The organism is Bradyrhizobium sp., assembly GCF_036009065.1.
Classification (GTDB): Bacteria; Pseudomonadota; Alphaproteobacteria; order Rhizobiales; family Xanthobacteraceae; genus Bradyrhizobium.
The window spans coordinates 1-11,627 of sequence record NZ_DASYMN010000187.1 but is presented as its reverse complement, the minus strand read 5'-3'; the positions used below and the strand labels follow the sequence as shown (position 1 = coordinate 11,627).

The window sequence follows — 11,627 nt, the reverse complement described above, 5'->3', positions numbered from 1 at the left end:
ATCAGCAGCGAGAAGATGCCGAGCGCTTCGGTCACGGCGAAACCGAAAATCAGGTTGCCGAACTGGCCCTGGGCTGCCGATGGGTTGCGCACCGCGGCGGCAAGATAGTTGCCGAAGATGATGCCCACGCCGGCGCCCGCGCCGCCCATGCCAATGCAGGCAATACCAGCGCCAATGTACTTCGCGGCAATCGGATCCATGAAACGAACTCCTTCTTTGGGTTTGCTAGAGATGAGCCGGATCAGTGGCCCGGATGAATCGCATCGTTGAGGTAGATGCAGGTGAGAATCGCGAAGACGTAGGCTTGCAGGAACGCGACCAGCAGCTCAAGCGCGGTCAGCGCGATGGTCAGCCCGAGCGGCAACACGGCGCCGGCCCAGCCGAGAATGCCGAGGGCGCCGAGCATGCCGACGAAGCTCGCGAACACTTTCAGCGCGATGTGGCCCGCCAGCATATTTGCGAACAGTCGAACCGAATGCGAAACCGGCTTCAGGAAGAACGATATGACCTCGATGAATACGACCAACGGCAGGATGTAGATCGGAACACCCGACGGCACGAACAGCTTGAAGAACTTCAGGCCGTTCTTGTAGAGGCCGTAAAACAGCACGATAAAGAACACCAGCAGCGCCAGCGCCACGGTGACGATGAGATGGCTTGAAACCGTGAACGTGTAGGGAACGATTCCGATCAGGTTCGAGACCGCGATGAACATGAACAGCGAGAACACCAGCGGGAAGAATTTCATGCCTTCCGAGCCGGCGGTGCTCTTGATCATGCTTGCCACGAATTCGTAGCTCAGTTCGGCTACCGACTGAACGCGGCCGGGAACAAGTTGCCGTCCGGCGGAGCCGCCGATCATCAGCAATGAGATCACCGCCACCGAAAGAAACATGTAGGCCGACGAATTGGTGAACGCGATTTCCTGTCCGCCGATGTGACCGATGGTGAAGAGCTTGGTGATCTGGAACTGATGGATGGGATCGGCGGCCATTCGTCTCTCGGTCTGTCGGTTTCGCGTTGCTAACGCGGATGGTGTCGAACGTTCGGTTGCGCTTTCGAATGCCCGCGTCAGAGCCGTTCGGACTGCTTCGCCATCACGCCCGCCGCCCGCATCACATTGATCACGCCGGCGGTAAAGCCAAGCAGCAAGAATACGATGAGGCCCCAGGGCGAAGTCGACAGCAGGCGATCGAAACCCCAGCCAAGAGCCGCTCCGACAAGAACACCCGCGACCAGTTCGGAGGAGAGGCGAAGTCCCATGGCCATGGCGGATGCCTTGGCCTGAGCCGCGTCCTGCTCGTTTCCGGACTGGTCAGTCCCGATTTTTCGGCTGTCCGCAATTTTGGACAACCGCCGATCCAGACTTCCGAGCCTTGCGGAAAGCGCGGCTTCATCGGAGGACGATTGTTCGCGACTGCCATTTCCGCTGTTGTTCGTGCCGTCCGCCATGATGTGGAGACCCGAAACGTGCTGCGGTTGATGGAAAATCGCCCCGTCACCCTCAAAAGCCGCGCGGACCATACTGACGCCAACAGGTCAAGTCAAGATTGTGTCGTAACCAGTTAGATCATTGATTTGCTTGAGCTTATTCCGGCTGGATCAAATCGGCTGTGGAGCGGTCGCCGCAGTGCAATAATGGGCTGGCGCGAGGATCGATCTTGCGCCGGTTCGGCGGGTCTGTTGGGATGACCGAAAGTTCGCCGTTTCCCACGCCGGAGCCCGTATGCCGCGTCAGGTCGACTACTATTTTTCGTTTCAGTCTCCATGGGCTTACATCGGACATAAGCTGTTCAGCGAGGTGGTAAGTACCTATGGGCTCAAGGTCAATCACAAGCCGGTGCTGCTGGTCGATCTGTTCTCCGAGACCGGTGGGCTGCCGCTTGCCAAACGCCATCCCGTTCGGCAGCGCTATCGCATGGTCGAACTGCAGCGCTGGCGCGACAAGCGCGGGCTGCAATTTCATCTGCAGCCGTCGAGCTTGCCATTCAGCGCGCGGCTGGCCGACGGCGTCGTGATTGCGGCCATCGAAGCCGGTCACGATCCCGTCGCGTTTTTGCGCCGCGCGTTTGCGGCAGTGTGGGAAGACCAGCTCAATCTTGCCGACCCCGCGGTATTGACCGGGATCGCCGACGGCGCCGGACTTCCCGGCAAACAACTGGTGGAACGTTCGGGATCCGACGCTATCGGCGCGGCCTATGAGCAAAACCGTCAGGATGCGCTGGCTTCCGACGTGTTCGGCTCGCCGGGTTATGTGCTCGACGGCGAGGTGTTTTGGGGGCAGGACAGGATCGAATTGCTCGCGGACGCGTTGAAGTCCGGCCGCGCGCCCTATCGCTCGCAAGTCTGAGCAAACTCTCGATTTGAGGCGGAGCAAGCCATGATCACAGCGACATCCCAAAACTTATCCGCCGCTGTCTTGATCGTCTCTCTCGCAGGCTTCGGCCCGGCGACGGCCCAGTCAGTGCCGGACGTCGAGAACGGCCGCTATTCGCTGTCGACGGTCGCCGATGGCGTGATCCGGCTGGATACCCGCACCGGTGCGGTTTCGACCTGCAACAATTCCGGCGCCGGCTGGGCCTGCTATGCGGTGCCCGATGAGCGCGCCGCGCTGGATGCGGAAATCGGCCGGCTGCAGAGCGAGAATGAGAAGCTGAAGGCGCAGCTTGTGGCGCGCGGGCCGACCGTCGCCGGCAAGATCGACGAGCCGCTGCCGAAGACCGATTCGCTGAAGCCGAGCCCGCCGAAAGCAGCCGAAGGCGAGCGCAAGATCGAGATTCCGCTGCCGAGCGACCGCGACATGGATCGCGTGATGTCGTTCCTGGAGCAGGCCTGGCGGCGGCTGGTCGAAATGGCCAACCGCATGCAGAAGGATTTTTCCGGGAAGATTTGAGGTGACGTCCCATAACGCGTTATCGCGCACCCCGCTATCCATCGTCACCGTCGGCACCGTTGTGTCATCGGTGCTTACCGTCCAGACGCCCGGCACGGGTTTCGTCGATCTTACGCGCGAGGTCGCAAAATTCGTGGATGAGGCGTCCGCAAGACAAGGCGCGGTGACGCTGTTTATCCGCCACACCTCGGCGTCGCTGACGATCCAGGAAAACGCCGATCCGTCGGTGCTCGACGATCTCGTGACCGCGCTGAGCCGGCTGGCGCCCGAAGACGCCGGCTGGACCCACGATACCGAGGGTCCCGACGACATGCCGGCGCATGTCAAGACAATGCTGACGGCAACGTCGTTGCAGATCCCGGTGCTTAACGGCAGGCTCGCGCTCGGGACATGGCAGGCGATCTATCTGATCGAGCATCGCGCCCGCCCGCATCGGCGCGAGATCGTGCTGCAGTTTGTCGGTAGCACCCGCTGAAAAGAAAACCGGCCGCGGAGCGATCCGCGGCCGGCCTATCGTGTCGGAGACGGTAGCTTATTTGGTAATATCGACGTCCTTGGTTTCCGGCAGGAAGAAGAAGCCGATGACCACCGTGATCAAAGCGAAGGTCACCGGGTACCAGAGACCGGAGTAGATATCGCCGGTCGAAGCCACGATCGCGAACGAGGTGGCCGGCAACAATCCGCCGAACCAGCCGTTGCCGATGTGATAGGGCAGCGACATCGAGGTATAGCGGATACGGGTCGGGAACAGTTCGACGAGCATCGCCGCGATCGGTCCGTACACCATGGTGACGAAGATCACCAAGATGAACAGAAGTCCGATAATGGCAGCCACTTGCGGCCGGAATATATCGAACGGGTGCGCCATTTTTACGAGTGTCGTATTGGCGCCCGGCTTTGGATAACCGGCGCCCTGGAGCGCCGCGGTCGCCGCGGCATTGGAGTCAGCCGGCTTGGTGTACGGCACGTCGGTACCGTTGACCTTGATTATGACGGGCGAGCCGGCTGGACCCGCGACGGTGTCGTACTTGACCGACGACTTCGCGAGGAAGTCACGGGCAAGATCGCAAGGCGCCGAGAATACGCGGGTGCCCACCGGGTTGAACAAATCGCCGCAGCCCTTCGGATCGGCGACCACCGACACCTTCACGGTCTCGATGGCCTTTTCCAACTGCGGGTTGGCGTTGGTCGAGATCATGCGGAAGATCGGGAAGAAGGTCAGCGCCGCGATCAGGCAGCCTGCCAGGATGATGGGCTTGCGGCCAATCTTGTCCGACAGCGCGCCGAACACGATGAAGAAGCCGGTCCCGAGCAGCAGCGACCACGCGATCAGAAGGTTCGAGGTGTAACCGTCGACCTTCAGAATCGACTGCAGGAAGAACAGCGCGTAGAACTGGCCGGTATACCAGACCACGCCCTGACCCATGACGCCGCCGAGAAGCGCGATCAGCACGATCTTGGCGTTGCTCCAGTTGGCGAAGGCTTCGGTAAGCGGCGCCTTGGAAGTCTTGCCTTCGTCCTTCATCTTCTGAAACATCGGCGATTCGTTGAGGCGCAACCGGATCCAGACCGAGATGCCGAGGAGGATCACCGACACCAGGAACGGAATGCGCCAACCCCAAGCAGCGAAGTCGGCTTCACCCAGCGCGGTACGGGTAAACAGAATCACCAGCAGCGACAGGAATAGTCCGAGCGTCGCCGTCGTTTGGATGAACGAGGTGTAGTAGCCGCGCTTGCCCATCGGCGAGTGCTCGGCCACGTAGGTTGCCGCTCCGCCGTACTCGCCGCCGAGCGCGAGACCCTGCAACAGACGCAGCGCGATCAGGATAATCGGCGCCGCGATGCCGATCGTTGCCGCGTTGGGCAGCAAGCCGACGATGAAGGTCGACAGACCCATGATCATGATGGTGACGAGGAAGGTGTATTTGCGTCCGACGATATCGCCGATGCGCCCGAACACGATCGCGCCGAACGGGCGCACCAGGAAGCCGGCGGCGAAGGCGAGTAGCGCGAAGATATCGCGCGTTGCCGGGGGATAGGCGCTGAAGAACTGCGCACCGATAATACCGGCCAACGATCCGTAGAGATAGAAATCGTACCATTCGAAGACGGTGCCGAGCGAAGACGCCATAATGACGAACCGTTCGTCCTTCGTCATTCCCCCAGTCCTGGCCGGTGTTGCAGCTATCGTCGACATGTTGGATCGCTCCCCGAAATTGATGATGCAAAGCTCATCCCCATGCGCCGATCTTCGCCGGACGGATGCATGGAGCTTCAGTTGCAAGGTAACATCGCCGTGAAAGCACTCCCAATAAGACTTTTGGCCCTTTGCGCTGTTGGGCACGAGGGCTCAATCGGTTGGACCGCGGCCGATGCTGCAACGCACAATGCGGGCCATTAACTGCTTTGCCGCGCGACAGCATTGGACCCTTGCCACGCCCCGCCCGGGAGACGACAATCGTTTTGGGACAACCGAGCTTGCAGGCGATCAAAATTTGGTCGCGGGTTTGCCGCAACCACATCGCAAAAGAGTAAATGGCTACCAGTACGCACCTCGTCATTGCCGATGACCATCCGCTGTTTCGCGATGCGCTGCGGCAGGCCGTCGCGAGCGTCGTGACGGCCGCGAAAATCGACGCCGCCGGGTCGTTTGAAGAGCTCACGGCGCTGCTGGAACAGGATTCCGACGTCGACCTGATCCTGCTCGATCTGACCATGCCCGGAATCAGCGGTTTCTCCGGCCTGATTTATCTGCGCGCGCAGTACCCGGCGATTCCCGTAGTGATCGTGTCCGCCAGCGACGATGTCGGAACAATCCGGCGGTCGCTGGATTTCGGCGCCTCGGGATTCATCCCCAAACGATTCGGGGTCGAGACGTTGCGCGACGCGATCCTGAAAGTGATGGACGGCGACGTCTGGGTTCCGCCCGATGTCGATCTCGCATCGGCCGCCGATCCGGACATGACGCGGCTGCGCGACCGGCTGGTGACGCTGACGCCGCAGCAGGTGCGCGTGCTGATGATGCTGTCGGAAGGTCTGCTCAACAAGCAGATCGCCTACGAACTCGGCGTGTCGGAAGCGACCATCAAGGCCCACGTCTCGGCGATCCTGCAGAAGCTCGGCGTCGAGAGCCGCACCCAGGCGGTGATTGCCGCGGCCAAAATCTCCGGCGGACAGTGGCGGCAGGGCGAGCCGTCGCCGCAGTAAGCCTATTCCGCCGCCACCACCTGCTGGGCGCGCCACTGACCGAGCAGGGCTCGCAATGACGCCGGTTTCACCGGCTTGTTGAGCACCGCAATTTTCTCCTGCCGCGCCGCCAGGCGAACATTCGGGCTGCGGTCGGCGGTGATCAGGATCGCCGGAATGCTCTCGCCAAAGCGATGGCGAATATCCCGGATGGCGGCAACGCCATTGCCGCGGTCGAGGTGATAATCGACCAGCAAGCCGGTCACCCGCTCGCCCGCCGCTTCGATCGCGGCAATCGCGGCTTCCGGATCGGATACCGCGATGACCTTGGCATCCCATGCCGTCAACAGCGTCTTCATGCCGTCCAGAATCGCCGGATCGTTTTCGATGCAGACGATCAGGGTGCCGCTCATGGGCGCCTTCGACAACGGCGTCGCGCTGGTCACCGCCGATGTGAAGGTGATGGTTTTCGCGACCGGCACCGTGACCGAGAAAAACGATCCGCCGCCGACGTTGGCGTCGAGCGCGATCCCGTGGTTGAGCACGCGGGCGAGCCGCTCCACGATCGACAAACCCAGTCCGAGCCCGCGCGCGATCCGGGCGCCCTGTTCGAGCCGGTGAAACTCCTTGAAGATCTCGCCGCGCTTGAGAATGGGAACGCCGACGCCGGTATCGTAGACGCAGATTTGCAGCGCGGTGCCGTGGCGGCGGCAGCCGATCAGCACGCGGCCGTGCGGGGTATATTTGATGGCGTTGGAAATCAGGTTCTGCAGCAGCCGCCGCAGCATCAGGCGGTCGGATTCCACCGGCAACGACGATGGCACGAATGTCAGCGTGAGCCCTTTGGCCCGTGCGATCGGCGCGAACTCGATCTCAAGCGAACGCATCAGGTCGCCGATCCGGAAACTGGTGATCGAGGGCTTCATGGCGCCGGCATCGAGCCGCGAGATATCCAGCAGCGCGCCAAGGATTTCCTCGATGGCTTCGAGCGAGTCATCGATGTTTTCCACCAGCCGCGAATCCTCGCCGCCGGTTTGGCGTTCCACCAGGCTTGTCACATAAAGCCGCGCGGCGTTGAGCGGTTGCAGGATGTCGTGGCTGGCCGCGGCCAGAAAGCGTGTCTTCGAGATGCTGGCGTCTTCCGCCGCACTTTTGGCCAGCGCAAGTTCGGAATTGAGGCGCGTCAACTCCTCGGTGCGGTCCCGCACCCGTTTTTCCAGAGTCGCATTGGCGCGCTCCAGCGCTTCGGCCGCCTCGAAGCTCGGCGTGACATCGGAAAAGGTGATCACCAGCCCGCCGCCCGGCATGCGGTTGGCCCGCACCTCGATCACCATGTGGCGGTCCGGAAGGCGCTCGAGATAGGGCTCGCCCTCGGTAGTGTAGGCGGTCAGGCGCATATCCATCAAGGCATCGTTGTCGCCGAAGCCGGACGGGCTGATCGCGCCGAGGAATTCAAGGATTTCACGCAGCGGAATCCCGATCTGCATCAGGTGCGGCGGCAGGCCGAGGATGTCGCCGAACTGCCGGTTGGAGCAGATCAGCTGCAAATCCGGATTGAAGACCGCGATGCCCTGCCGCACGTGATTGAGCGCGGTTTGCAGCATCTCGCGATTGAAATGCAGCGCGGCGTGGGAGTCGTCGAGCAGTTTCAGCGCGGCCTTGGCGGAGACGGTGCGCTTGCGCAACAACAGAGACATCACGAGGCGCGACGACGCCGCCCCGATCGAGGAGGCAATCAGGTGCTCGGCGTGCTGCAGCAATTCGAAGTCCGCAGGCGCCGAAGGCTCCAGGCTGACGCGGTGGCTGGCGGCGAAGGCTTCGAAGGATTCGCGCGCGCGCTCGGGACCGAGATACTGCGCGACGGTGGAGAGAATGTCCTGCACCGTTACGGTGGATCGCCAGCGCCGGAAGGTCGGCGTCATCGGGGTAAGCTCGTTCGGAACGAAAACCTCGGCCTGCAGCCGTTCGATCGACGACGGCTGACGCAGCAGCGACAGCATGATGTAGGTCAGGATGTTGAGCGACAGACTCCACAACACGCCATGCATCAGGGGCGGCAGATCAGCGCCGAACAAGGCTTGCTGACGCAGCGCGGCGATGCCGAACGGGCCCTGCTGAAGCAGCAGCAGGCCGGCGGCGTTTCCGTCCATGAAGCTTGGAAGAAACAGCGTATAGAACCACACCGCGAAGCCGATCAGCATGCCGCCGATGGCGCCGCGTGCGGTCGCCCGGCGCCAGATCAGCCCGCCGAAAAACGCCGGGGCGAACTGCGCGATGGCGGCGAACGACAACAGGCCGATCGCGGCGAGTTGGGTATTGCCCAGCGCGCGATAGTAGAAATACGCCATCACCATGATGGCAAAAATCGCGAAGCGCCGGACTTTGAGCACGAAGTTGCCGAAATCCTTGGCCCCGGCGCGTGATTCCCGACTGCGCTGCAGGACCAGCGGCACGACGATATCGTTGGAAACCATGATCGACAGCGCGACGCATTCCACGATCACCATGGCGGTCGCCGCCGACAGGCCACCAATGAAGACACCGACGCTGAGCAGGGAAGAGTTTGCCTCGATCGGCAGCGCCAGCACGTACATGTCGCTATCGATGGCGCCAAACGGAAAGGTCACGAGTCCGGCGATCGCAATCGGGATCACGAACAGGTTGATGGCGACCAGATAAAGCGGAAACAGCCAGCGGGCGCGGCCGACTTCGGCGTCGCTGGAGTTTTCCACCACGCTGACGTGAAACTGGCGCGGCAGCAGCATGATCGCGCAAAACGACAACACCGTCATGGTCAGGAAATTGCCGATCGACGGCGTATAGCTGATGGCGCGGACCGCTTCCGGCGTCTTCATCGCGCGGTCGATGAGTTCGACCGGACTGAACATCCAGAAGGTGACGAACGCGCCCGCGGCGATAAAGGCCACCAGTTTGACGATGGATTCAGTGGCGATCGCCAGCATCAGGCCGTGCTGGTGTTCGGTCGCGTCGGTCTGGCGTGTTCCGAACAGCACGGCGAATACCGCCATCGCCAGGGTCACGACCAGCGCGATGTCGCCGATGATGGGAATGCTGGAGAAAGCCTTGTCCTCGCTCAGGATTGTTTCGAGCGAAGACGCCACCGCCTTGAGCTGGAGCGCGATGTAGGGAACGCATCCGACGATAGCGATGAACGCAACCGTCGCCGCGACGGCCTGGCTCTTGCCGTAACGCGCGCCAATAAAATCGGCGATCGAGATGATGTTCTGCGATTTCGCCAGCTGGATCACGCGGCGCAGCAGCGGCGTGCAGATCCCGATCATCAGGATCGGGCCGAGATAGATCGCAAGAAAATCGGTGCTGGTGCGGGTCGCAAATCCGACCGAGCCGAAGAACGTCCATGAGGTGCAATAGATTGCCAGCGACAGCGGATAGATCAGCGCGCTGGCGCGGCCGCGCTGCAGCAGCGACAAGCGGTCGCCGTAGCTGGCGACGAAGAACAGGAACCCGATGTAGCCGAATGCGGCTGCAACCACGCCCCAGTCGTGCAGCATTGCGCCTGCTCCCTTGCGATTGCTGGCATGGCCGCCGCGGACCAAAACCATCCGCAGGCTCAGTATAGCCGGATTGCACCGGCAAAAGCACCGCGAGATGCCGGATCCGGCGCAGCATTTGGAAGTGTCAACAGACCTATTCGGCTGCCAGCGATTTCGCGCGCAACGGCAGATCCAGCCGTTCCCAGACCTGCAGCAGGGCTTCGGCCAACTGATCGATCAGCCCGTCCTCATGATAGGGAGAGGGCGTGATCCTTAAGCGTTCGGTGCCCTTGGCGACGGTCGGATAATTGATCGGCTGGATATAGATGCTGTGCTGTTCCAGCAGCATGTCGCTGGCCTGCTTGCAAAGTTCAGGGTCGCCAACGAACACAGGCACGATGTGAGTGTCGCTCGACATCACCGGCAGGCCGGCCGCGGTGAGGATGGCCTTGACGCGCGCGGCGCGGTCCTGATGGCGTTCGCGTTCCCAGTTCGAGGTCTTCAGGTGCCGGATCGCCGCGGTCGCGGCCGAGCAGATCGCGGGCGGCAGCGCCGTGGTGAAAATGAAACCGGGCGCATAGGAGCGCACGGCATCGATGATGTCGGCGCTTGCCGCGATATAGCCACCGAGGCAGCCGAATGCTTTTGCCAGCGTGCCCTCCAGAATATCGATGCGGTGCATGACGCCGTCGCGCTCGGCGATGCCGCCGCCGCGCGGACCGTACATGCCGACGGCGTGCACTTCATCGACATAGGTCATCGCGCCATAACGCTCGGCGAGATCGCAGATCTTCGCGAGCGGCGCGATGTCGCCGTCCATCGAGTACAGGCTTTCGCAGGCAATCAGTTTTGGCCGGTCGCCGGCAGCGCGCAGCAGTTCTTCCAGGTGCGCCATGTCGCTGTGACGAAATACCTGCCGCTCGCATCCCGATTGCCGGATGCCCTCGATCATCGAATTGTGGTTGAGCGCGTCGGACAGGATCAGGCAGTTCGGAATGAGCTTGCCGATGGTGGCGATGCCGGTCTGGTTCGAGACATAGCCCGAGGTGAACAGCAGCGAGGCTTGCTTGCCGTGCAGATCGGCCAGTTCCTGCTCAAGCTGCACCAGCGGGTGATGCGTGCCCGCGATGTTGCGGGTGCCGCCGGCGCCGGTGCCGACCCGGGTCGCGGTTTCGACCATGGCGCCGACCACCTTCGGGTGCTGTCCCATGCCGAGGTAATCGTTGGAGCACCAGATCACGACGTTGCGCGGTCCTTTTGGCGAATGCCAGACCGCATGGGGAAACCGGCCCGCGATCCGCTCCAGATCGGCGAAGACGCGGTAGCGCCGCTCGTCATGCAGACGGCCGAGGGCGGTACTGAAGAACTTGCTGTAATCCATCGCGAAAACCCGAAACGGAACCGGAATTGAAAGACGAGTGTCGAGCCTTTTTAAAGCGTTTCCAGGTTTGCTGTCGAGCCGCAATTCGTCAATGCGGCGATTCAAATGCCTACGGGCGCAAAAAGCGTCAGAATCCGACAAACCAGGCGCATTCAGTTCAAGAGCTGACGCGGACGATCGCAGCTCTCACGTCGCCTTGAAGCGCAGCACCCCGTCGGCCTCGTGAGCCGTCAGACGGCCCTCGACCAGCATGTAATTGACATGTGCGATCAACTCGCCGGCAGCAAAGCCCATCTGGTGCACGTCCAATACGTGCTTGTGGAAAACGACCGGCACCAGTTCCTTTGACGTTTTAGGCGATTCCCGGCACGCATTGGCGATCAACCCGCAGCGCTCTTCGTGATGGTCCGCCAATTGCTTGATGCGGGTCTTCAATCCGTAAAACGGCACGCCGTGGCCGGGCAGCACCAGCAAATCATATGGCAGCGTGGTGGTAAGGCTTGCCAGCGACGCCAGATATTCGCCGAGCGAATTCTGGTCGGGTTCAACCGCCCAGACGCTGACATTGGGCGAGATCTTGCTCAAGACCTGATCCGCTGACAGGAACAGCTTGTCGGCGGCGCAATACAGCATCGCCTGGTCGAGCGCGTGG

10 protein-coding genes and 1 pseudogene are annotated in these 11,627 nt (G+C 61.9%); 4 read left to right on the top strand and 7 right to left on the bottom strand.

The window, feature by feature from the left end:
- From VGP39_RS11070 to VGP39_RS11060, 3 genes are all read right to left on the bottom strand, one after another.
- Nucleotides 1-200, bottom strand: a 200-nt coding sequence (locus VGP39_RS11070) for a F0F1 ATP synthase subunit C (protein WP_327568143.1), incomplete at its 3' end; no start/stop codon positions are given.
- Nucleotides 201-241: 41 nt separating this feature from the next.
- On the bottom strand, nucleotides 242-994 hold the full coding sequence (locus tag VGP39_RS11065) for a F0F1 ATP synthase subunit A (RefSeq protein WP_327568142.1): 753 nt from the start codon (nucleotides 992-994) through the stop codon (nucleotides 242-244).
- Between the two features lie 77 nt (nucleotides 995-1,071).
- Complete coding sequence (locus VGP39_RS11060; RefSeq protein WP_327568145.1) at nucleotides 1,072-1,452, bottom strand: AtpZ/AtpI family protein; 381 nt, start codon at nucleotides 1,450-1,452, stop codon at nucleotides 1,072-1,074.
- Nucleotides 1,453-1,726: 274 nt separating this feature from the next.
- Between VGP39_RS11060 and VGP39_RS11055 the strand changes: the two genes are divergently transcribed.
- From VGP39_RS11055 to VGP39_RS11045, 3 genes are read left to right on the top strand one after another with little or no spacing between them, the layout of a single operon-like run.
- Complete coding sequence (locus VGP39_RS11055) at nucleotides 1,727-2,350, top strand: 2-hydroxychromene-2-carboxylate isomerase (protein WP_327568141.1); 624 nt, start codon at nucleotides 1,727-1,729, stop codon at nucleotides 2,348-2,350.
- A 30-nt stretch (nucleotides 2,351-2,380) separates the two neighbouring features.
- Nucleotides 2,381-2,893 carry a hypothetical protein gene (locus VGP39_RS11050; protein WP_327568140.1) on the top strand — a complete coding sequence of 171 codons (513 nt, stop codon included), beginning with the start codon at nucleotides 2,381-2,383 and terminating at the stop codon, nucleotides 2,891-2,893.
- A 1-nt stretch (nucleotide 2,894) separates the two neighbouring features.
- On the top strand, nucleotides 2,895-3,368 hold the full coding sequence (locus VGP39_RS11045; RefSeq protein WP_327568139.1) for a secondary thiamine-phosphate synthase enzyme YjbQ: 474 nt from the start codon (nucleotides 2,895-2,897) through the stop codon (nucleotides 3,366-3,368).
- 57 nt (nucleotides 3,369-3,425) lie between these two features.
- Here VGP39_RS11045 and VGP39_RS11040 read toward each other — a convergent pair whose 3' ends face one another.
- Complete coding sequence (locus VGP39_RS11040; protein WP_327568138.1) at nucleotides 3,426-5,090, bottom strand: MFS transporter; 1,665 nt, start codon at nucleotides 5,088-5,090, stop codon at nucleotides 3,426-3,428.
- Between the two features lie 338 nt (nucleotides 5,091-5,428).
- Between VGP39_RS11040 and VGP39_RS11035 the strand changes: the two genes are divergently transcribed.
- On the top strand, nucleotides 5,429-6,100 hold the full coding sequence (locus VGP39_RS11035; protein WP_327568137.1) for a response regulator transcription factor: 672 nt from the start codon (nucleotides 5,429-5,431) through the stop codon (nucleotides 6,098-6,100).
- A gap of 2 nt (nucleotides 6,101-6,102) precedes the next feature.
- On the opposite strand, the gene VGP39_RS11030 is transcribed toward VGP39_RS11035, so the two are convergent.
- The 3 genes and pseudogenes from VGP39_RS11030 to VGP39_RS11020 all read right to left on the bottom strand — a co-directional run.
- Nucleotides 6,103-9,612, bottom strand: coding sequence for a hybrid sensor histidine kinase/response regulator (locus VGP39_RS11030; protein ID WP_327568144.1), 3,510 nt, complete (start codon nucleotides 9,610-9,612; stop codon nucleotides 6,103-6,105).
- 136 nt (nucleotides 9,613-9,748) lie between these two features.
- Nucleotides 9,749-10,975: a 5-aminolevulinate synthase gene (hemA, locus tag VGP39_RS11025; RefSeq protein ID WP_327568136.1), complete on the bottom strand. Its 1,227-nt coding sequence runs from the start codon at nucleotides 10,973-10,975 to the stop codon at nucleotides 9,749-9,751.
- Nucleotides 10,976-11,161: 186 nt separating this feature from the next.
- Nucleotides 11,162-11,627: pseudogene (locus VGP39_RS11020) on the bottom strand (MBL fold metallo-hydrolase); the annotation flags it as partial.